Below are 20,519 nucleotides of genomic sequence, written 5' to 3'. Positions count from 1 at the left end.
CGCGCTCTGCAAGGACGCGTGTGAGTTCGACGTGTGTCTTATGGGGTCTTGGTGGTGAACGCGATATGCGGGCGTGGTTCTCGAACGCTGACACGATCGGTAAGCGGAGTTCGGCCAGCAGCTTGGTCAGGCCAGCGTCGTGGACATTAAGGCGTCGAAGGAGAATGCGCAGCGATGAGCGCTTTAATGCGCCATACGCATGGAATCTGTGGTGCCCGGGGCCGGAATCGAACCGGCACGCCTTGCGGCGGGGGATTTTGAGTCCCCTGCGTCTACCAATTTCACCACCCGGGCTAGGGGGTCGCGAGCGCGTCCAGGTGACGGCTGCGGGAGATGCGAAGACCGCGATTATATGCGGTCTTTGGCATCTTGTCAGGCGAGGGCCGGGCGGCCCTGCCGTTCAGGGGCTGGCCCGGGGGCAGCATACCCCCGACACGCACCCCCTCGATCCTTACTTCTTCTCAGGCAAGAACCAGTTCATCACCAGCGCGCAAATCCCGCCGGTGGCGACGCCCGATTCCAGCACGCTCTTCACCGAGTGCGGCAGGTGCGACAGGATTTCCGGCACTTGCGATACCCCCAATCCCAGCGCCAAAGACACGGCGATGATGAGCAGTGCGCGGCGATCCAGCTGGATGCCCGCGAGGATGTTGATCCCGGACGCGGCAACCGCACCAAACATCACCATGGCTGCGCCGCCCAGGACGGGTTCGGGCACCGCTTGCAGGACACCCGCCACAACCGGGAACAGACCCAGCAGGATCAGCATCCCGGCAATCCACACGCCCACATGGCGGCTGGCGATGCCGGTCAGCTGGATGACGCCGTTGTTTTGCGCGAATACCGAGCTGGGGAACGTGTTGAACACGCCGGCCAGCAGCGAATTCGCGCCGTTGACCAGGACGCCGCCCTTGATGCGCTGCATCCAGAGCGGACCTTCAACCGGCTGCTTCGATACCTTGCTGGTGGCGGTGACGTCGCCGATGGCTTCCAGGGAGGTGACCAGGTAGATGATCAGCATCGGCACGAACAAGGCCCACGAGAATCCCAGGCCGAAGTGCAGGGGGACCGGCACCTGGAAGAGGGCGGCTTCGCGGGCGCCGGTGAAGTCCAGGCGGCCCATGTAGGCGGCGGCGATGTAGCCGACGGCCAGTGCCAGCACCAGCGCGGTGCTGCGGATCCAGACGACCGGGACGCGGTTGAGCAGGATGATGGTGCCCAGGACGAGGCCGGACAGGGTCAGGTTCTCGGCGCTGGCGAAGGTGCCGTTGGCCATGGCGCCGAAGCCGCCGCCCATGCTGATGAGGCCGACCTTGATGAGGGTCAGGCCGATCAGCAGCACGACGATGCCGGTGACGAGCGGGGTGATGAGGCGTTTGACGAAGGGCAGGATGCGGCTGATGCCCATTTCGACGAAGGAGCCGGCGATGACGACGCCGAAGATGGCGGCCATGACGGCTTCGACCGGCGTGCCTTGCTTGACCATGACCGAGCCGCCGGCGATCAGGGGGCCCACGAAGTTGAAGCTGGTGCCCTGCACGATGAGCAGGCCGGCGCCCAGGGGCCCGAAGCGCTTGCACTGGACGTACGTTGCGATGCCGGAGATGACCAGCGACATGGAAACGATCAGGGTGGTGTCGCGGCTGCTGACGCCCAGCGCCTGGCAGATGAGCAGGCCGGGGGTGACGATGGGGACCAGGATGGCCAGCAGGTGCTGCAGGGCGGCGACGAAGGCGACGGGCGGCGCGGGGCGGTCGTCGGGGCCGTAGACCAGGTCGTGGGAAGTGTTGGCGTCGTCGGGCGCACCGTGGGGGGCGGGTTGGGAGAGGGAGGCGGGTTGCATGGCGGGAGGGCCGGCCGGGGAGGGGGAGGTGAGAAAAGTGCGGGATTTTACCGGGGCCAGCCCGTTGTCAGGTTGCAAGGCCGCCACCCCGGCCTTGAAAAGTTCCCATTGGCCCCCACATCAGTAGGGTTTCCCGGCGCCTGCGCAGGCGCACCGCCCCAGCCGCCGGATATTTGTCCCTAATTTATTTTCCGAGCCACGTAGAACTATGAGCCAAACCGCCACGAATTCCGCGTCCGAAACCCTGGGGTTCCAGGCCGAGGTGAAGCAACTGCTTCATCTGATGATCCATTCGCTGTACAGCAACAAGGAAATCTTCCTGCGCGAGCTGGTGTCGAACGCGTCGGACGCCTGCGACAAGCTGCGCTTCGAGGCCATCGACCAGCCGGAGTTGCTGGAAGGCAACGGCGAACTGGCCATCACGGTCAGCTACGACAAGGCCGCCCGCACGATCACGATTTCTGACAACGGCATCGGCCTGTCGCGCGACGAGGCGGTGGCCAACCTGGGCACGATCGCCCGCTCGGGCACGCGCGAGTTCTTCTCGCAACTGACCGGCGACAAGCAGAAGGATGCGCAGCTCATCGGCCAGTTCGGCGTGGGCTTTTATTCGTCGTTCATCGTGGCGGACAAGGTCACGGTGGTGAGCCGCCGCGCCGGTTCGACGGAAGCGATCCAGTGGGAATCGGACGGCCAAGGCGAGTTCACGATTGCCGCCGCTGAAAAGGCCGGCCGCGGCACGGACGTGACGCTGCACCTGCGCGCCGACGAGGACGAGCTGCTGAACGGCTGGAAGCTGCGCGAGATCCTGCGCCGCTACTCCGACCACATCTCGCTGCCGATCCGCATGGCCAAGGAAGAGTGGGATCAAGAGAAGGGCGAGCAGGTCAAGACCGACGAACTGGAGACGGTGAACCAAGCGAATGCGCTGTGGGCCCGCAACAAGTCCGAGGTGACGGAAGAGCAGTACCGCGAGTTCTACAAGACCGTTTCGCACGACTACGACGACCCGCTGGCCTGGACGCACAACCGCGTCGAAGGCCGCAGCGAGTACACGCAGCTGCTGTACGTGCCCAAGCACGCGCCCATGGACATGTGGGACCGCGACGGGCGCCACGGCGTGAAGCTGTACGTCAAGCGCGTCTTCATCATGGACGACGCAGATCAGCTGCTGCCGTCGTACCTGCGCTTTGTGCGCGGGGTGATCGATTCGGCGGACCTGCCGCTGAACGTGTCGCGCGAGATCCTGCAGGAAAGCCGCGACGTGCGCGCCATCCGCGAGGGCTCGGCCAAGCGCATCCTGTCGCTGCTGGAAGACCTGGCCGAGAACAAGCCGGAAGACTACGCAACGTTCTGGTCGGAGTTCGGCCAGGTGCTGAAGGAAGGCGCGGGCGAAGACGCGGCCAACCTGGAGCGCATTGCCAAGCTGATGCGTTTTGCGTCGACGAACTCGGGCGATCAGGCGCAGACGGTGTCGTTTGCCGACTACGTGTCGCGCATGAAGGAAGGCCAGGACAAGATCTATTACGTCACGGCCGACACGTTCGCCGCGGCCAGCAACAGTCCGCATCTGGAAATCTTCCGCAAGAAGGGCATCGAGGTCCTGCTGCTGTCGGATCGCGTTGACGAGTGGATGCTGTCGTACCTGCGTGAATTCGACGGCAAGCCGCTGGTGTCGGTGGCCAAGGGCGGCCTCGATCTGGCGGAACTGGCCGACGAGGAAGAAAAGAAGCACCAGGCCGAAGTGGCCGAGGACTTCAAGCCGCTGGTCGAGCGCCTGCAAAAGACGCTGGAAGATCAGGTCAAGGAAGTGCGCGTGACGCTGCGCCTGGTGGATTCGCCGGCGTGCGTGGTGGTGGGCCAGAACGAGCTCAGCCCGCACCTGCTGCGCATGCTGAAGGCCGCGGGCCAGGAAGCGCCGAACGTGAAGCCGGTGCTGGAGATCAACCCCGAGCACCCGCTGCTGGCGCGTATCCGTTCGGCTGACGACAGCGAGTTCGATCAGTGGGCGCGTCTGCTGCTGGATCAGGCGCTGCTGGCCGAGGGCGCGCAGATTGCGGACCCGGCGGCGTTCGTGAAGCGCTTGAACGCGTTGCTGTTGAAGTAAGCGCGTTGGGGTGAATGTAGGGCGTCCGGGAGGACGCCCTTTTTGTTTGTAGGGGGCTTTGCTTCCCGATCGGTAATTTTTGTGGCGAAGGCGTGCAAAACAGGCTGAAAAATTCCCGATCGGTAATATCAATGCGTTTTTCTTTGAATATTTTGCAAAAAGCTTCCCGATCGGGAAAAACAAGACCCAAATGCGCTCAAACCTAGCTAAAATTCCCGAACGGTAAAAATGGAGGTGGCGATGGCTTCGAACGTCGACGCGTTTCCCGTGACGGTGCAAACCTCGGCCGAAGTGGGCGAAGTGGTAAGAGCCGTCCGGCGGTCCCAGGGGTTGCTGCAAGCGGATCTGGCTGGCCTGTCCGGGACCGGCAATCGCTTCGTGGTGGACCTGGAGCGAGGCAAGCCGACGCTGCAGTTGCAGAAGGTGTTGGATGCGCTGGATCTGCTCGGGCTGGAGGTGCAGATCGCACCCAAGCGCGCGAGGCTGCCATGAGCAACGTAGACGCGCTCGATCTCTACCGGGATGGCCAGAAGGTCGGGCGCCTGTTCGACGAGCAGCCCCTGCGCTTCGCGTATGACGACGCGTGGATCGCGCACCCGGACGCCCGTCCAATCTCGCCGTCGATACCGCTTGTGCAAGGTGATCAATCCACTGAAGCCGTCCACGCCTTCTTCGAGAACCTGCTGCCCGAAGGCCACGTGCGCAAGTTTCTGCAAGCCAGCCGGCATGCGACGACGGTGTTCGGATTGCTGCGCAGCGTCGGCGGCGACACCGCGAGCGGTTTGACGATTTTGCCGCAGGGGGAAGTTCCTCAGCCCGCCAAGTATCGACCCGTGACTTGGCCGGAAATCGCTGCGCGTCTGCAGCAAACGGGCGTGCCGGCGCTGGTGGCCGAGAACGTTGAAGGCACGCGGATCTCGCTCGCGGGGGCGCAGGACAAGCTTCTGCTGACGGTCATGCCTGACGGTTCGCCCGCACTGCCGCAGGGTGCGGCCCCCTCCACTCACATCCTCAAGCCGGATATCCGCGGACTGGATGGGGTATGGGCATCGGCCCTGAACGAGGCGCTGGTCATGCAACTGGCGGCAGCACTTGGGTTGGGCGTTGCGCAAGCCGTTTACCAACCGGAAACGCGCGCGTGTCTGATTCAGCGTTACGACCGCATGCCGGACGGACTGGGCGGTTTACGGCGACTGCATCAGCTGGACCTGTGCCAGTTGGCGGGCAGGCCTTCGAACGTGAAGTACGAATCGGATGGCGGTCCGACGCTGTTGGATTGCCGCAAGTTGCTGGCGGCGACGGGTGTCGGTGGTCCGGACGTAAAGCGATTTTTGCAGTGGATTCTGTTCAACCTGATGGTGGGCAACAACGACAGCCACGCAAAGAATCTCTCCGTGCTTCTGGATGGCGACGGAAAATACGTCCTTGCGCCGTTCTACGACTTGATGTGCACGGCAATTTACCCGGGGTTGAGCGCGCGGTTTGCATTTGCCATTGGCGGGGAAGACAAGCCGGGCGCCATTGGCAAGGATCAACTCGATGCCATGGCGCGCGATCTGGGATTTAACCCGCGCTATGTTGCTGCCGTGGCGCAATCACTTCTCGGAGCATTGCCGGACGCGCTGGCCCGGGTCAAGGCCCGCTTGTGGGACGAAGCACGGCTGGGAACAGAACGGACGCTTCTGGAGCGGCTGACGCGATGGATCACGACCAACACGCGCAAGCATGCCAAGCGCTGGGGACTGCATACCTGACGGCACGCCCAGGCGCCGGGTTTGACATCCGCTGATTAATGACCTGAAGTCAAAAGTGTTTGCCCGCCAGACGCCTTTTTCTGCAAGGATCCGGCGGTCATACTGCACGCCTGTCTATCCGATGCGCCGGCCATTTCAGGCCGGGCGCGCCCCAGGAACGTCCTGCCGGCGCCGTCGAACCCAAGGAACTTGCATGAATCCCCAAGAAACCCAGCCGGTTAAGGCCGGCCCGCCGTTGTTGGCGCTTGCCGTCGGTGCCTTTGGCATCGGCGTGACCGAGTTCTCTCCCATGGGCCTGTTGCCCGTCATCGCCGAGGGGGTGAACGTGTCCATCCCCAGCGCGGGCATGCTGGTCAGCGCCTACGCGATCGGTGTCATGATTGGCGCGCCGCTGATGACGCTGGCGTTCTCGCGCTGGTCGCGGCGCAAGGCGCTGATCCTGCTGATGGCGATCTTCACCATCGGCAACATCCTGTCGGCGCTGTCGCCCAACTACACGACGCTGTTGCTGGCCCGCCTGGTGACCAGCCTGAACCACGGTGCGTTCTTTGGCCTGGGTTCGCTGGTGGCCGCCAGTGTGGTGCCGCGCCACAAGCAGGCCAGCGCGGTCGCGACGATGTTCATGGGGCTGACCATCGCCAACGTGGGCGGGGTGCCGGCCGCGACGTGGCTGGGGCAGACGATCGGTTGGCGGATGTCGTTCTTTGCGACGGCGGTGCTGGGCCTGATCGCAATGCTGTCGCTGTGGCTGGCGCTGCCTGCGGGTGAGGCCGGGCGTCGTCCCAACGTGCGTCATGAACTGGCGGTGCTGCGCAGCCCCGCGGTGTTGCTGGCCCTGCTGACGACGGTGCTGGGCGCGGGCGCGATGTTCACGCTGTACACATACATCGCGCCGACGCTGGCCGAGATCACGGGCGCGTCGCCGGCTTTCGTGACGGGCATGCTGGTGCTGATCGGTCTGGGCTTCACGCTGGGCAACGGCGTGGGGGGGCGCATGGCCGACCGCTCGCTCGATGGCACGCTGATTTTCTTTCTGGTGCTGGTGATTGCGGACCTGTTGGCGTTCCCCTGGGTGGCCTCGACGCCGGTCGGTGCGGCGATCGCGCTCTTGATCTTCGGCATCGCGACGTTCGCGGTGGTGCCCCCGCTGCAGATGGGCGTGATGCGCGCCGCGACGGATGCGCCGGGGCTGGCCTCGTCGATGAACGTGGGCGCGTTCAACCTGGGCAACGCGGTGGGCGCGGCGGCCGGGGGCGCGGTGATCTCGGCGGGTATGGGCTACGCGGCGGTGCCGATTGCCGGCGCGGTGATTGCAACGGCCGGCCTGGCGCTGGTGCTGGTGCAGCGCGCCGGGAATGTGCGCCGGCGTAAGGTGGCGATGCAGGGCTGCTGAGGTTATCCAGGGCCGGACGCTGCTAGCTGAGTTGCCGCCCCTCCAACGGTTGTACGGCCAATCGCAATCCCATTGCCTTTAGGATGGCTGTGAGGCTACTAAGACCGGGATTTCCACTTGGGGAGAGTGTGCGATATAGCTGAGTGGGGTTCAATCGCGCCGTGGATGCCACGGTCTGAACGCCGCCGAAGGCCTGGGTAAGTTGACGCAGCGCGATGAGCAGCTCTGCCTGATCCCCATCTTCCAGAACGCTGTTGATCAGGTCCGCGGCCAGTCCGGGGTCATTGCGGTACAGCTCGGCCATCGCCTCGTCGTGTGATCTGCTTTTCATGGTCTTTGTTCCCAGTCTGTGCGATAGCGGACGGCGCACGCAAGATCCGCCGATTGGGTGCTTTTGTCGCCGCCACATAGAAGCAGTACGACCCGGCGTCTCACCAGTGTGTAGTAAAGCCGGTAGCCAGGCCCCATGTCGATGCGCAGTTCCCAGATGCCATCGCGGCAAAAGCGGTGGTCACCGAAATTGCCGAGTTCAATTCGTGCAACTCGCCGTATGACGGCGACCTTGATGCGGTTATCTCGCAGACTGTTCAGCCAATCGAGATAAGGATTCGTATGCCCATCAGGCGCCAGGTAATGTTCAATTTCGACCATGCGAATATTCGTTTATTGACGAATTAAAGTCAAGCCGTATGGGGCGCTGACTCCGTGTTCCTTTATCTCCTCGCAAAGGGGCTGCGAGCTAACGGATGATCCGGCGAACGAAAGGAGCGGCGCAATGGTGGTGCGTGATGGATTCATCACGCCGGCGGCCGAGCACGCGGAAGGGGACGATGTCGTTTGTATCTGGGTGAAGGACGAAACCGGACGTATTGGAATCGGCAAGAAAAAAGGGCGTCCCGCAGGACGCCCCTTCACTCCAAGCCAGGGTTCAAACCCAGGACAAGTCCTCAAGCCTCGATCCGCTCCACCTTCCCAACCAGCAAGATATACGACAGCGCGCCCAGCAACGCCAGCGACGATACATACACGATCGCCGGCGCAAAGCTGTCCTTGGACACCAGCAAGCCGATGACGATGGGCGTGCAGATCGACGACAGGTTGCCGACGAAGTTGAACACGCCGCCGGTCAGGCCCAAGAGGCGCACAGGCGCCAGTGTCGAAACCAGCGACCACGTGATCGACGCCAGGCCGTTGCCAAAGAACGCGACGGCCAGGAAGAAGATGACCCAGGGCGTGGAGTCGGTGAAGTTCGCGCCGATCATGGACGTGGAGATCAAGAGGCCCAGGATGATGGGCAGCTTGCGCGCCATGCCGACCGTTGCGCCGCGGCGGATCAGGAAGTCGGATAAGACGCCCGAGCACAGCACGCCGATGAAGGCGGCCAGGAAGGGCACCGACGCCAGGAAGCCGGACTTGATGAAGTCCATGCCGCGGTACTTGACCAGGTACGTGGGGAACCACGTCAGGAAGAACCACAGCGTGGAGGTCAGGCAGAACTGGCCGAGGTACACGCCCCACAGCTTGCGCTTGCTCATGACCAACCCCAGGTCGTTCCAATTGAACGGGGCCTTCTTTTCGCGCACGCGCGTGTCCAGGTCGACGACGCCGCCGCCTTGCTGGATCAATTCGATCTCGGCCGCGTTGGCGCCTTTGAACTGGCGCGGTTCGCGGTAGATCATGAACCACAGCACACCCCAGATGATGCCCAGCAGGCCCGTGCTGACGAACACCATGTGCCAGCCGTAGTGGTGCTGCAACCAGGCCAGCACCGGCGTCAGGAACGCCAAGCCGACGAACTGGCCGGACGTGTAGAAGCCGATGGCGGTGGCGCGTTCGCGTTCCGGGAACCAGGTGGTGACGACGCGGTTGTTGATGGGGTAGGCCGGGGCCTCCAGCGCGCCCACGGCCAGGCGCAGGACGAACAGGATGACGAAGCTGCCGGCAAAGCCCATGAAGAACGTGGCCGCGGACCACAGGATCAGCGCGGCGGCGTACAGCACGCGGGGGGACACGCGGTCCACCAGCCAGCCGCCGGGGATCTGCATGGCGGCGTAGGTCCAGCCGAAGGCGGACAGGATCAGCCCTTCATGCCAGGTGTCCAGGCCGAACTCGTCCTTGAGGGCGGGTGCGGCGATGGACAGATTGCTGCGGTCCAGGTAGTTGATGACGACGGTGATGAACAGCATCACCATGATGATGTAGCGGCTGCGGGTCGGGCGCTGGGCGCTCTGCAGGCCGGTGTGGGCGGCGGTGGACAATGGTGTCTCCTCTCTCTTTTATCGGCTTACCATTCGGCGAAGCTGCCGTCGGCGTGACGCCAGATGGGGTTGCGCCAGCGATGACCCACTGCGGCGCGTTCCTTGACGTATTCCTCGTTCACGTCGATGCCCAGGCCGGGACCTTGCGGGATCGCGACCATGCCGTCCTCGTAGGCAAAGACCTCGCGGTTGCTGACGTAGTCGAGCAGGTCGTTGGCGGCGTTGTAGTGAATGCCCAGGCTCTGTTCCTGGATGAACGCGTTGTAGCAGCCGGCGTCGATCTGCAGGCAGGTGGCCAGCGCGATGGGGCCGAGCGGGCAATGCAGCGCCAGCGCGACGTCGTAGGCTTCGGCCATTGCCGCGATCTTGCGGGTCTCGGTGATGCCGCCGGCGTGCGACGGGTCGGGCTGGATGATGTCGACGTAGCCTTCGGACAGCACGCGCTTGAAGTCCCAGCGCGAGAACAGGCGCTCGCCCAGCGCGATGGGCGTGGACGTCAGCGGCGCCAGTTCCTTCAGCGCTTCGTAGTGTTCGCTCAGCACGGGCTCTTCGATGAACATGAGTTTGAACGGATCAAGTTCCTTCATCAGCACCTTGGCCATGGGCTTGTGGACGCGGCCATGGAAGTCCACGCCGATGCCCACGTTCGGGCCGACGGCGTCGCGCACGGCGGCAACGTTCTCCAGGCACTTCTCGACCTTGTCGAACGAGTCGATGTACTGCAGTTCTTCGGTGCCGTTCATCTTGACGGCGGTGAAGCCGCGCTCGACGGCGCTCTTGGCGGCCGCGGCGGTATCGGCGGGACGGTCGCCGCCGATCCACGAGTACACGCGAATGCGGTCGCGCACGTTGCCGCCCAGAAGCTGCGAGACGGGTACGCCAAGGTGCTTGCCCTTGATGTCCCACAGCGCCTGGTCGATGCCGGCCAGCGCGCTCATGTGAATGGCGCCGCCGCGGTAGAAGCCGCCGCGGTACAGGACCGTCCAGTGGTCTTCGATGTTGCGGGGATCCTTGCCGATCAGGTAGTCCGACAGTTCCTCGACGGCGGCCGCAACCGAATGCGCGCGGCCTTCGACGACGGGTTCACCCCAGCCGACGATGCCTTCGTCCGTCTCGATCTTCAGGAAGCACCACCGGGGCGGCACGATGTAGGTGGTGAGCTTGGTGATCTTCATGCTTGTGTCTCCTGGGCAGGATAGGCGCGTTGCCAGGCCGCGACGAAAGCGCGCGCGTTCTGGCCGGTTGCTTCGGCCGACAGGCCGGGTTTGTACAAGGCGGAGCCCAGGCCGAAGCCGCTGGCGCCCGCCTGGGCGTAACTGGAAAGGTTGTCGGGCGTGATGCCGCCCACGGGAACCAGGGCGATCGGCGGGCGCATGACGGCGCGCCAGGCCTTGAGCACGGCGGGGCCCAGCTGCTCGGCCGGGAACATCTTCAGCACGTCGGCGCCGGCGGCCAGCGCCGCGAAGGCTTCGGTGGGCGTGGCGACGCCGGGGCAGGACGCCATGCCCAGTTTTTTGGCCTGACGGATCACCGCCGGGTCGCTGTGGGGCATGACGATGAGTTCGCCGCCCGCCTGCTGGATGCGTGCGCAGTCGTCGGGATTGAGAACGGTGCCGGCGCCGATGAGGCAGTCGGTGGGCAGCGCGGCGCGCATGGCGCGGATGCTGTCCAGCGGATCCGGCGAATTGAGCGGCACTTCGATCAGGCGGAAACCTGCGTCGTACAGCGCCTGCCCGACGGGCTCGGCTTCGGCGGGCGTGATGCCGCGCAGGATGGCGATCAGGCCGCAGTGGGCCATGGCGGTTTGGAGACCGGGATGGTTCATCGAAGGTTCCTAGGCGGGGATCGGGGTGGAGGGAGTGACAAGGCCGGCACAGATGGCCAGGTGCCACAGGCCGCGCTCGGTCGCGTTCTGCGCCTGTTCGGGCACGCCCAGGCCGTAATGCTGCATGGCCAGGGTGTAGCGCTTGCACAGCGCCGGGTCGCCGCACAGCACGATGCGCGGCAATTCGCCCTGCTGGCGCAACATCTCGGCCAGCGCGGCGACTTCATGGCCGATCAGGAGGCCCGACAGATAGTCCGCCTGCGATTCGGGGGCCAGTTCGCCCGTCAGGCCCAGCGCGCGTGTGCTGAAGATGGTGGACATGACGCCCGCGCGGCCCGCTGGCGCACCGGCGATCTTGACGCCGCGCTCGAAGGCAGCCAGGTCAGGGGTGGCGGCGTCAGCCATCGTGCGGCCCAGAATGGTGTGGCCGCGCAGCGCCGCGTAGACCTCGCCGGTCATGAATGTGTCGAAGTGGGTGACGCGGCCGCGGCGCGCGTTGACCCATTTGGAGTGCGTGCCGGGCAGTCCGATGAGCACGCTGTCGGCGTTGACGTTGGCTTCTTCCGCCATCACGCCGAACACCTGGGTTTCTTCCCCGCGCATCACGTTGGGCAGGCCGTGGCGCTGGATGAGGCCGGGAACGATGTGGACGGGCGTGCTGCCCGCGCGCTCCACCACCGTCAGCAGCGTGCCGATGCGTTCCAGGTCAACGGGCACATCCAGGTAGGCGGCTTCCTTCCAGCCCTGCGCGCTGCCGACCATGCCGCACGCGATGACGGGCAGGGCGGGCTCGGCGCGCAGCCAGTCGCCGCAAGCCTGTTCAAACGCCAGCTCAAAGCCGGACAGCGTGGTGGTGGCGGCGCCGTCCTGCAGCGGTTGCGGCAGGCGCATGATGCCCCAGGGCAGATGGCGCGTATCGAGCGTGCGGCCCGTGGCATCCAGGCGGTAGGCGCGCAGCGAAGAGGTTCCCCAATCCAGCGCGATAAGAGCCGCACGGGCGGGCGATCCGGTATTCATCAGAGTCTGTCTCGTCTCTGGCCGCGCATCGGGCGCCGTCGCAGCGCCGTCGTGGGGCGCGGGACCGGGCAAGGGGAGCGCGGACCTTGTTGTCTGAAATCTGCCGTGCGCGCGCGGGAGACGCACAGCGCACGAATGGCAAAAATTCTAGTCCAGCGCTTGAAAAATCTCAAAATATAGAATTAAATCCCACATATAGGGAATTTGAAGTGCTTTTGAAGTGCTTTTGAAGTGCTTTTGAAATGCTTTTGAAGTGCTTTTGACGTGGCCTTTGTATGGGCAGGCGACATGCCTTGTTCGCCCGGAAAAGCGCCGTGGATTCCCGCTTTGCTCACGTATCCGTGCCGCGGCGCCGGGTATGCTTGCCGATCTGTCCCGCCGCGCCGCAACGCCCTCTTCGCAACATGACCGCCACCACACTGCCCCCCGAGCCATCCGCCCCGCTGGACCCCGATGCCGCCGCGCCCGCCGGCACGCAGACGCTGATGCGCGGTCTTGCCGTGGTGCAGGCCGTCGCCGATGGCGCACGCGACCTGAAGGAGATCTGCGCGCGCATCGGCGTGGCGCGCAGCACCACGCACCGGCTGGCAAGTTGTCTGGTGCAAGAGCGCTACCTGCGCGCGTTGCCGGGCGTGGGCTACGTGCTGGGCCCCAAGCTGATCGAGCTGGGATTCCAGGCGCGCGAGGCTTTTCCGCTGGCGACGCTGGCACGCCCTTATCTGGACAGCCTGGCCGAACTGACCGGCGACACCATCCACCTGGCGGTGCGCGACAACAACGACGTGCTGTATCTGGAAAAAATCCCGGGCAAGAAGGGATTGGAAATGCGTTCGCGGGTGGGCCACCGCATGCCGCTTGCCGCAACCGGCGTCGGCAAGGCGCTGTTGCTGGACGCCGACGAATCGCAATGGAAATCGCTGCATCGCGTGGGCGCTCCCGTTTCATCCCGCGCGCCGGGCGGGCAGCAGGGATGGGAGGCGTTCCGCGACCGCATGCGCGACTACGCGTCGCAGGGTTATGCGTTCGACCTGGAAGACAACGAGCCCTCGATCCGCTGCGTGGCGGCGCCGGTGCGCGATGCCTCCAGCGGCATCGTGGCCGCGATCAGCGTGTCGAGCACCGTGCCTTATATGTCGCTGGAGCGCATGCGCGAGATGGTGCCGGTAGTGCAGGGCGCGGCGGCTGGGATTTCGGCGGAGATGGGGTGGAAGGTGGAGCGGGGGTGAGAGGGGGATCGGCTTGCGGAAAGGTTCTATCTTGGACGAAGCCGCAGACCATCGCGGTCGCACAAAGTCAAGCAGGTGCAATGCTTGCCCCTATCCCCGACCACCCCGCCGCTCGGTCGTAGACAGCATCTCCAGCAGCACGTCCATATCCACTGGCTTGACCAGATGCGCATCGAAGCCGGCTTCCATCGACTCCCGGCGGTCCTCTTCCTGGCCCCAGCCGCTCAGCGCAAGAATCGTTGCGCGTTCGCCCCAGTCGAGGGTTCGCATGTGGCGGCAGGCTTCGTGGCCTGTCATGCCGGGCATGCCGATGTCCATGAGGATCACCTGCGGACGGACCTGGTTGCCGAGGGCAATGGCTTCTTCACCGTCGTAAGCGGCAGTGACGTCGTGGCCTTCCAGCGCAAGCACGGCGACCATTGATTCGACCGCGTCGCGGTTGTCGTCGACCACCAGCACCTTGCGCGCGGTGGGCGATAGCGCGCTGGCGGATTGCTCGGGTGCGACTGCCTGGATGCCGGTCACAGGCAGCCGGACGATGAATGTGCTGCCTTTGCCTTGGCCTTCGCTGTGGGCGCGCACCGCGCCGCCATGCATTTGCACCAGGCGCTTGACGAGCATGAGGCCAATGCCCAGGCCGCCCTGCGCGCGTTCGAGCGTCCGGTCGACCTGCGTGAACATCTCGAAGATCCGGTCGAGCTGGTCGGGTGGAATGCCCGAGCCGTTGTCGCGGACCGTGACGTCGACGCTGTCCTGGCCCGGGTCGACGAAGAGCTCAATGTCGCCGCCGGGGGGCGTGTATTTGGCCGCGTTTGAGAGCAGATTGCCGAAGACTTGCGTCAGGCGCTCGGCGTCGCCCTGCATCGTGATCTGCGCGTCGGGCTGCACCAGCCTCAGCCTGTGTCCGTGCTGTTCCAAGGCGGGGCGGCAAGCCTCGATGGCGTGCTGCAGGACCGAGTCCAGCGTGAGGGATGTGAGGCGAAGCTCGAGCTTGCCGCGGTTGATGCGGTTGACGTCGAGCAGGTCGTCGACCAGCCTGACCAGTTGGCGCAACTGGCGGTCCATGACTTCGCGGGCGCGTGCCGTCATGGCGGGATCGCGCTCGGCGCGCTTGAGCACTTCGAGCATGTTGCGCAGGGCGGCAAGCGGATTGCGCAGCTCATGCGCCAGCACCGCCAGGAATTCGTCCTTGTGCCGCCGTTCACGCGCCAGTTCCGATTCCGCGATATGACGTTCGAGCAGTTCGGCGGCCTGCCGCGCAAGCAGATCGATGTAGCGCAGGGCCTCCGGGGTGGGGCCGCCGGGCCACGTGTAATGGTTGTTGAGCATGCCGAGCAGCTGGCCGCTGCGGCTGAGCAGCGGCGTGCATTGAATCGACCGGATGTTGTCCGCCAGGATGACCTCTAGCCCCGGGGTGCCTCGCAGGTCCGTCAGTTGTTCGACGTCGGGCACGACCAGACGTGCCAGATTCTTGGCGGCCTCGGCGCAGCTTGCTACCCAGCCGTCCTGCGCGAAATGCTCGACGAAGTGTGAGCTCAGGCCCTGGTGCACGGCAATGCGCAACGTGTTCTTGGCGGGGTCGTAGATCTGGATGTTGCCTTTCGCGGTGCCGGAAATGTCGGCGGCCGCGGCGAGGATTTTTTTCAAAAGCGGTTCGAATTCGCCGGGGCCGACGAGTTCGGCGCTCAGCGCCTGCAGTCTGGCCAGGGCGTGGACTTCATGCCGAAGATGCGCGGCCGCGCGGTCCCGTTCGACCACGATGCTGGCGGCCAACGCGCCGAACTCCGCGACACGCTGCTCCCAGGTGCTCAACGCAGCAGCCTGAGGCAGAAACAACAGAAACCAGCCGACGGTCGCGCCATCGGCAGCCTGTGCGGGCTGGGCGTGGCAGGCCCGGATACCGTGTTGCGCGCAAAGGGATTGCCAAGGCGCCGCCCACATCGCCGCGTCCTCGATATGGAGGCATCCCGTTGGCTGGTCACACCGCGCGGCAAGGCCCGGCGCGAAGAGCGCCTGATCGATCGACTGCCCGCGCAGGCCCGCGGCGAACTCGGCAGGCAATTGCGAAGAGTATCCGTCGTCCACGGTGGTGCGACCCGCGCCGGCCAGAATGACGCAGGCGCGCGCGTCGGGAAGCAAGCGGCCGACGGCATCGGTAAGCGCCTCCAGGCATGCCTTGGCCGGCGTGCCTGACGCCGACGAAAGCAGGATCTGGCGTTGCGCTTCATGCAGCGCAGTGTGGCTTGCGGATTCTGGCGGCGGGCAAGTCAAGCAAGTCTCCTTCCTGGTGCCCCCAACGCATCAGTCATCTGGCGGGAACGATGCATGGATGGAGGCGTTTGGCCTGTGTCGCTGCGGTGTGCGCCTGACGACGGCTTTAAATATTTACATGGATCCCGCCCCGCGAGTGTTGCAATTTGTCGGTTAGCCGTCACGGATCGTCGCGCAGTTGTCGAGTTCTTTCAGGCGTCCGCAGTGATCGGGGGCAATGGCAACAGCCGCTGCTGGATGTGGGTCATTGCCGTCTCCAGTTGTTCGACCAGCGCCTGCGCGGCCGGCGACAGCGTGCGGTCGCGGCGATGCAGCACGCCGATATAGCGGCGCGCCGACGCGTCACAGAGGGGCGTGCAGAGAAGGCCGGACAGGTTCAGCTCCGGCAGCGCCAGCCGCGGCAGCACACTGACGCCGAGCCCCTGGCGCACCATGCCGGCCGCCGTGCCCATGTGCGTGACGTCGTAGCGCAGCGCGGTGGTCGGCGCCCCGACCTCATCGCGCACGGCGCGGTCGAACTGCTGGCGCGCATGGGACCCCTGCGAGAGCAGGATCAGGTCGTAGCGCAGCACGTCGCGCCAGTGCAGCATCCCCGGCGCCTCGCCCAGCGGGTGGCCAGCGGGAAAGACGGCGCAAAAGCAGTCCTCGCCCAAGGGAGTGAACGTCAGGTCGGACGCCGGCTCGGCCTGCGCGGCCACGGCGAACTCGATCTGGTTGGTGCGCAAAAGGGCGACCAGTTCGTCGTTGTGGGCCTCGACCACACGCACCTTCAGCGCCGGATGCGCCTGGCGCAGCGTGCCGGTGGCGGCGGGCAGAAGTGTCAGAGCGGCCGAGGGCAGGGCGCCCAACGCCACGTTGCCGCGCCGCACGGCAGCCAGATCCGCCAGGCTGCGGTAGGCCTCTTCGAGGTCGGCGATGGGCCGCTGCACGCGGGCATAAAAGTCCTGCCCGGCCGAGGTCAGGCTGATGCTGCGCGTGGTGCGTTCGAACAACCGCAGGCCGAGCACTTCTTCAAGGTCCTGGATCAGGGCGGTGAACGAAGGTTGAGTCACGCCGAGGTGATTGGCCGCGTGGGTGAAAGAGCCGGTGTCCACCGCGAGCAAAAAGGCCTTGAGCGGCCGGTATTTGATATTGATAGCCATCGGCTAATAATAGTGAAGAAATATCTATTTGTGTCTAATAATTGGCCGGACGATGATGACGTCTACCGAAGCCCTCCGGATTCATAGACGTTATGGACGCATCGAGCCACAAGCCCTTCCGGCTGGGCGCCAACTGGCGCCAGAGCCAAGACGGCGACGCCGTCATCACCTCCATCAACCCGGCCGACGGCAGCATCGCCGGCATCGTCACGCGCGCGCTGCCGCAGGACGTTGACACCGCTGTTGCCGTCGCCTGGGACGCTTATCAAAACAAGCCCTGGCGCAAGCTGCGTCCCGACCAGCGCGCCGCCACGCTGTACGAAATCGGGCGCCGCCTGTCCGCCGAGCGCGAGCCGTTGGCGCGCCTGCAGATGCTGGACAGCGGCAAGCCCTACAAGGAATGCCTGAACATGGTCGACAGCGCGGCCGGGCATTTCCGCTATTACGCCGCCGTGTGCGAGACGTGGCAGAACGAGATGACGTCGCCGCGCGGGGAATACTTCTCCATGGCCTTGGCCGAGCCCTTTGGCGTGATCGCGGCCATCACGCCCTGGAACTCGCCGATCATGAACGAAGCGCAGAAGGCCGCGCCCGCGCTGGCCGCGGGCAACGCGGTGCTGATCAAGCCGTCCGAGGAAACGCCGCAATTGGCGCTGGAACTGGCCCGCATCTGCGCCGAGGCGGGGCTGCCGGAAGGTCTGCTGACCGTCCTGCCCGGCCACGGCGAAGATGTGGGCGCGGCGCTGGTCAAGCATCCCGGCGTGCGCATGGTGTCGTTCACCGGGGGTACCGAAACCGGCCGCGCCATTGGCGGCATTGCGGGCCAGCGCCTGATTCCGGTCGGACTGGAACTGGGCGGCAAGTCACCGCATATCGTGTTTGACGATGCCGACCTGGATCGCGCGGTGGCAGGCGTGGTGTCGGGCATTTTCGGGTCGGCCGGCCAGAGCTGCGTGGCGGGGTCGCGTCTGTTCGTGCAGAAGTCCATATATGGGCGTTTCATGCAGGCGCTGGTGGAGCGCACGCGGCAGGTCCGCGTCGGCCTGCCCGACGATTCATCCACGCAGATGGGGCCGCTGGTCTCTCGCGCGCATCGGGACAAGGTGGCGGGCTATGTGGACATCGGCCGTGCCGAGGGTGGGAAAGTCCTGGTCGGCGGCGCGGCGCCCACGCAGGCCGAACTGGCCAACGGATGGTTCTACCTGCCGACCGTGATCGATGGGCTGGGCAACGGCGCCCGCGTGTGCCAGGAAGAAATCTTTGGACCGGTGCTGGTGGCGCTGCCGTTCGCGGACGAGGACGATGTGGTCCAGCAGGCCAACGACACCGCCTTCGGCCTGGCCGCGGGCATGTGGACCGGCGACTACGCCCGCGCCTGGCGCGTGGCGCGTGAGATCGAGGCCGGCTCCATCTGGATCAACACCTACAAGCAATCGCATATCGCGACCCCGTTCGGCGGCTTCAAGGCCAGCGGCATCGGGCGCGAGAAGGGCCTGCACGGCCTGCGCCTCTACAGCCAGGTCAAGAGCCTGTACTGGGGCATGCACGACAAACCGATGGGACTTTGAACAAACATGACGACTGAAAAGAAACAAGGCGCGGCGCTGTCCCTGGCCGACGCGCGCATCCTGATTGCCGGCGCGGCCAGCCTGGTGGGATCCCACACGGCCGACGCGCTGCTGGCGGCCGGCGTCAAGGAGGTCATTCTGCTGGATAACTTCGCGTTCGGCACGCCAGAGGCGATCGCGCATCTGCAGGACAACCCCCGCGTGAAAGTGGTGCGCGGCGACCTGATGCGCCTGCCCGATCTGCTGACCGCCACCGAGGGCGTGGACGGCGTGCTGCACCTTGCCGCCTACATGACGCTGGGTTTTGCCCAGACGCCCTGGCAGGCCGTGGACGTGAACATCCGGGGCGCGCAGAACATGCTGGAGGCCTGCCGCGCCAACAAGGTGAAGAAGATCGTCTTCGCGTCGTCCAATGCCGTGTATGGCTATGGCACCGGCATTGCTGGCGCGCTGGTCGAGAACGGCCCCTTCCATTCGGTGGGCGCGCCTCCCGCGGCCATCCTGTATGGCGCGTCCAAGATCATGGGCGAGCAGTTATGCCGCCAGTACTACCAGAAGGCCGGGCTGGACTACGTGGTGCTGCGCTACTCCACGGTCTACGGCGAACGGCAGCATTACCGCGCCGCCAATTCCCTGTACATCATGGAAACCTACGACCGCGTGCGCAAGGGCGAGCGGCCCGTGCTGCCGGGCGACGGCACGGACACCAAGCATTTCGTGCACGTCTCGGACGTGGCGCGCGCCAACGTGGCCGCCTTTGAAAGCGCCGCCACCGATGTCGCGGTGAATGTGTCGGGGCCGGCGCCCATCACCACCGGTGAACTGGTGCGGCTGGTGCTGGACTACTGCAAGAGCGACCTGCAGCCCGAAATCAAGCCGGATCCGCCCGGCACGGTGCGCCTGACGTCGGGCGGCGCCTTCCACATCCCGCATGACCTGGCCGGCCAGCATATCGGCTGGCAACCCCGGGTCGGCATGGCGGAGGGCGTGAACCGGCTGCTGGCCTGGCGCGAGGCGCAGGAGGCCGTGCAGACGCCGTAAGGAGGAATGCGCTCACGGCGCCATAGAGCGCCGGGGCGGGCAGTACGTACTTCAGTAGTCACGATAACGACATCCACAGGAGACAGGACAATGAAGTTGCGACATTGCATTGCGGGCGTGGCGATCGGCATGGGGCTGGCGCTGGGTGGGGCCGCGGCGCAGGCAGCGGGCTACCCCGACAAGCCCGTGACGCTGGTGGTGCCGTATCCCGCCGGCGGCGCCACGGACGTCATCGCGCGCCTGATCGCGGAGAAGCTGCCGGCCGCATGGGGGCAGCAGGTCATCGTCAACAACCGGCCAGGCGCGGGCACCACGGTGGCCGCCGAGCAGGTGGCGCGTTCGCCCGGCGACGGCTACACGCTCTACATGACGACGGCCGCCCACACCATCAGCGCCAGCCTGTACAAGAAGCTCAACTACGATCCCTTGAAGGATTTCGCGCCGCTGACGCTCACGTCCACGATTCCGCTGGTGCTCGTGACCTCGCCCTCGCTGCCGGTCAAGACCCTGGACGATCTGATCAAGTACGGCAAGGCCGCGCCGCAGGGGTTGAGCCTGGCGTCCACCGGCAACGGCACGCCGCAGCACCTGACGGGCGAACTGTTCAAGGCCAGGACGGGCATAAAGCTGGTCCATGTGCCGTACCGCGGCGATGCGCCGATGCTGACCGACCTGATAGGCGGACAGGTGCAGATGGCCTTCGTCACGTTGTCGGCCGCGTTGCCCCATATCCAGTCGGGCAAGCTCAATGCCATCGCGTTGGCGCATCCGCGCCGTGTCGAGGCCATCGCGCAGGTCCCGACGATGGCCGAGGCGGGCATGAAGAACTTCGAAGCCGCGACCTGGTTTGGCCTTTTCGCGCCGGGCAGCATGCCGGACGCCCTGCGCGAGAAGATCTACCAGGATGTCGCCCGCGTCGTGGCCACGCCTGAAATGACCAAGCGGCTGCAGGAGATGGGCGGCGATGTGAACAACAGCTCGCCCCAGCAATTCCAGGCCTTCATCAACGACGAGGCGAAGCGGTGGGCCGAGGGCGTCAAGCTCTCCGGCGCACAGATCGACTGAGCGGCTGCA

Annotated in this window: 17 protein-coding genes and 1 tRNA gene; 8 read left to right on the top strand and 10 right to left on the bottom strand. The window is 65.4% G+C overall.

Translation table 11 applies throughout. The features are described from left to right. Positions 1-209: 209 nt before the first annotated feature. Positions 210-294: transfer RNA gene (locus QEP15_RS22900), tRNA-Leu, on the bottom strand. A 157-nt stretch (positions 295-451) separates the two neighbouring features. Then, positions 452-1,843, bottom strand: coding sequence for a uracil-xanthine permease family protein (locus tag QEP15_RS22895; protein WP_280148136.1), 1,392 nt, complete (start codon positions 1,841-1,843; stop codon positions 452-454). Positions 1,844-2,051: 208 nt separating this feature from the next. On the opposite strand from QEP15_RS22895, the gene htpG reads away from it, so the two are divergent. The 4 genes from htpG to QEP15_RS22875 all read left to right on the top strand — a co-directional run bounded on the left by htpG (position 2,052) and on the right by QEP15_RS22875 (position 7,097). Beyond that, positions 2,052-3,950 carry a molecular chaperone HtpG gene (gene htpG, locus QEP15_RS22890; protein WP_152382717.1) on the top strand — a complete coding sequence of 633 codons (1,899 nt, stop codon included), beginning with the start codon at positions 2,052-2,054 and terminating at the stop codon, positions 3,948-3,950. 240 nt (positions 3,951-4,190) lie between these two features. Further along, on the top strand, positions 4,191-4,442 hold the full coding sequence (locus QEP15_RS22885; RefSeq protein ID WP_152382716.1) for a helix-turn-helix domain-containing protein: 252 nt from the start codon (positions 4,191-4,193) through the stop codon (positions 4,440-4,442). Then, entirely contained in the window at positions 4,439-5,704 is a 1,266-nt protein-coding gene (locus tag QEP15_RS22880) for a type II toxin-antitoxin system HipA family toxin (RefSeq protein WP_280148135.1), read from the top strand. Before QEP15_RS22885 ends, QEP15_RS22880 begins: the two co-directional genes overlap by 4 nt. Positions 5,705-5,897: 193 nt before the next feature. Continuing rightward, entirely contained in the window at positions 5,898-7,097 is a 1,200-nt protein-coding gene (locus tag QEP15_RS22875; protein WP_280148134.1) for an MFS transporter, read from the top strand. Positions 7,098-7,119: 22 nt separating this feature from the next. Here the strand turns inward: QEP15_RS22875 and QEP15_RS22870 are convergent, their stop codons facing one another. From QEP15_RS22870 to QEP15_RS22845, 6 genes are all read right to left on the bottom strand, one after another. After that, on the bottom strand, positions 7,120-7,428 hold the full coding sequence (locus tag QEP15_RS22870; RefSeq protein ID WP_062839856.1) for a helix-turn-helix domain-containing transcriptional regulator: 309 nt from the start codon (positions 7,426-7,428) through the stop codon (positions 7,120-7,122). Next, a complete protein-coding gene (locus QEP15_RS22865; protein ID WP_180097601.1) occupies positions 7,425-7,748 on the bottom strand; it encodes a type II toxin-antitoxin system RelE/ParE family toxin in 324 nt (107 codons plus the stop codon). The genes QEP15_RS22870 and QEP15_RS22865 overlap by 4 nt, the downstream gene beginning before the upstream one ends. 296 nt (positions 7,749-8,044) lie before the next feature. Continuing rightward, complete coding sequence (locus QEP15_RS22860; RefSeq protein WP_056324855.1) at positions 8,045-9,355, bottom strand: MFS transporter; 1,311 nt, start codon at positions 9,353-9,355, stop codon at positions 8,045-8,047. 26 nt (positions 9,356-9,381) lie between these two features. Continuing rightward, entirely contained in the window at positions 9,382-10,530 is a 1,149-nt protein-coding gene (gene dgoD, locus QEP15_RS22855; RefSeq protein WP_056324857.1) for a galactonate dehydratase, read from the bottom strand. Then, positions 10,527-11,180 carry a 2-dehydro-3-deoxy-6-phosphogalactonate aldolase gene (locus tag QEP15_RS22850; RefSeq protein WP_062839854.1) on the bottom strand — a complete coding sequence of 218 codons (654 nt, stop codon included), beginning with the start codon at positions 11,178-11,180 and terminating at the stop codon, positions 10,527-10,529. Before QEP15_RS22850 ends, dgoD begins: the two co-directional genes overlap by 4 nt. Positions 11,181-11,189: 9 nt before the next feature. Next, a complete protein-coding gene (locus QEP15_RS22845; protein ID WP_280148133.1) occupies positions 11,190-12,197 on the bottom strand; it encodes a 2-dehydro-3-deoxygalactonokinase in 1,008 nt (335 codons plus the stop codon). Positions 12,198-12,601: 404 nt separating this feature from the next. Between QEP15_RS22845 and QEP15_RS22840 the strand changes: the two genes are divergently transcribed. After that, entirely contained in the window at positions 12,602-13,423 is an 822-nt protein-coding gene (locus QEP15_RS22840; protein ID WP_128829335.1) for an IclR family transcriptional regulator, read from the top strand. Between the two features lie 90 nt (positions 13,424-13,513). On the opposite strand, the gene QEP15_RS22835 is transcribed toward QEP15_RS22840, so the two are convergent. After that, complete coding sequence (locus QEP15_RS22835; protein WP_280148132.1) at positions 13,514-15,694, bottom strand: ATP-binding response regulator; 2,181 nt, start codon at positions 15,692-15,694, stop codon at positions 13,514-13,516. Positions 15,695-15,885: 191 nt separating this feature from the next. Next, positions 15,886-16,836, bottom strand: a complete 951-nt coding sequence (locus QEP15_RS22830) for a LysR family transcriptional regulator (RefSeq protein WP_280148131.1) — start codon at positions 16,834-16,836, stop codon at positions 15,886-15,888. 92 nt (positions 16,837-16,928) lie between these two features. Between QEP15_RS22830 and QEP15_RS22825 the strand changes: the two genes are divergently transcribed. The 3 genes from QEP15_RS22825 to QEP15_RS22815 all read left to right on the top strand — a co-directional run bounded on the left by QEP15_RS22825 (position 16,929) and on the right by QEP15_RS22815 (position 20,510). Continuing rightward, positions 16,929-18,404 (top strand): aldehyde dehydrogenase, encoded by a 1,476-nt coding sequence (locus QEP15_RS22825; RefSeq protein WP_226847239.1) that lies wholly within the window; start codon positions 16,929-16,931, stop codon positions 18,402-18,404. A gap of 6 nt (positions 18,405-18,410) precedes the next feature. Then, on the top strand, positions 18,411-19,445 hold the full coding sequence (locus QEP15_RS22820; protein ID WP_128829331.1) for an NAD-dependent epimerase/dehydratase family protein: 1,035 nt from the start codon (positions 18,411-18,413) through the stop codon (positions 19,443-19,445). Positions 19,446-19,535: 90 nt separating this feature from the next. Next, complete coding sequence (locus QEP15_RS22815) at positions 19,536-20,510, top strand: tripartite tricarboxylate transporter substrate binding protein (protein WP_280148130.1); 975 nt, start codon at positions 19,536-19,538, stop codon at positions 20,508-20,510. Positions 20,511-20,519 lie beyond the last annotated feature (9 nt).

The organism is Achromobacter mucicolens, assembly GCF_029866465.1.
In the GTDB taxonomy this organism is placed as follows: Bacteria; Pseudomonadota; Gammaproteobacteria; order Burkholderiales; family Burkholderiaceae_B; genus Achromobacter; species Achromobacter mucicolens.
The sequence above is the reverse complement of the archived record's forward strand: the minus strand, read 5'-3'. Positions and strand labels throughout refer to the sequence as shown.

Excerpts from the sequence above, each read along its gene's own strand:
- QEP15_RS22875 (WP_280148134.1), top strand. The coding sequence starts at position 5,898 with ATGAATCCCCAAGAAACCCAGCCGGTTAAGGCCGGCCCGCCGTTGTTG.
- QEP15_RS22845 (WP_280148133.1), bottom strand. The coding sequence starts at position 12,197 with ATGAATACCGGATCGCCCGCCCGTGCGGCTCTTATCGCGCTGGATTGG.
- QEP15_RS22870 (WP_062839856.1), bottom strand. The coding sequence starts at position 7,428 with ATGAAAAGCAGATCACACGACGAGGCGATGGCCGAGCTGTACCGCAAT.
- QEP15_RS22895 (WP_280148136.1), bottom strand. The coding sequence starts at position 1,843 with ATGCAACCCGCCTCCCTCTCCCAACCCGCCCCCCACGGTGCGCCCGAC.
- QEP15_RS22880 (WP_280148135.1), top strand. The coding sequence starts at position 4,439 with ATGAGCAACGTAGACGCGCTCGATCTCTACCGGGATGGCCAGAAGGTC.
- htpG (WP_152382717.1), top strand. The coding sequence starts at position 2,052 with ATGAGCCAAACCGCCACGAATTCCGCGTCCGAAACCCTGGGGTTCCAG.
- QEP15_RS22885 (WP_152382716.1), top strand. The coding sequence starts at position 4,191 with ATGGCTTCGAACGTCGACGCGTTTCCCGTGACGGTGCAAACCTCGGCC.
- QEP15_RS22840 (WP_128829335.1), top strand. The coding sequence starts at position 12,602 with ATGACCGCCACCACACTGCCCCCCGAGCCATCCGCCCCGCTGGACCCC.
- QEP15_RS22830 (WP_280148131.1), bottom strand. The coding sequence starts at position 16,836 with ATGGCTATCAATATCAAATACCGGCCGCTCAAGGCCTTTTTGCTCGCG.
- QEP15_RS22820 (WP_128829331.1), top strand. The coding sequence starts at position 18,411 with ATGACGACTGAAAAGAAACAAGGCGCGGCGCTGTCCCTGGCCGACGCG.
- dgoD (WP_056324857.1), bottom strand. The coding sequence starts at position 10,530 with ATGAAGATCACCAAGCTCACCACCTACATCGTGCCGCCCCGGTGGTGC.
- QEP15_RS22865 (WP_180097601.1), bottom strand. The coding sequence starts at position 7,748 with ATGGTCGAAATTGAACATTACCTGGCGCCTGATGGGCATACGAATCCT.
- QEP15_RS22825 (WP_226847239.1), top strand. The coding sequence starts at position 16,929 with ATGGACGCATCGAGCCACAAGCCCTTCCGGCTGGGCGCCAACTGGCGC.
- QEP15_RS22850 (WP_062839854.1), bottom strand. The coding sequence starts at position 11,180 with ATGAACCATCCCGGTCTCCAAACCGCCATGGCCCACTGCGGCCTGATC.
- QEP15_RS22815 (WP_280148130.1), top strand. The coding sequence starts at position 19,536 with ATGAAGTTGCGACATTGCATTGCGGGCGTGGCGATCGGCATGGGGCTG.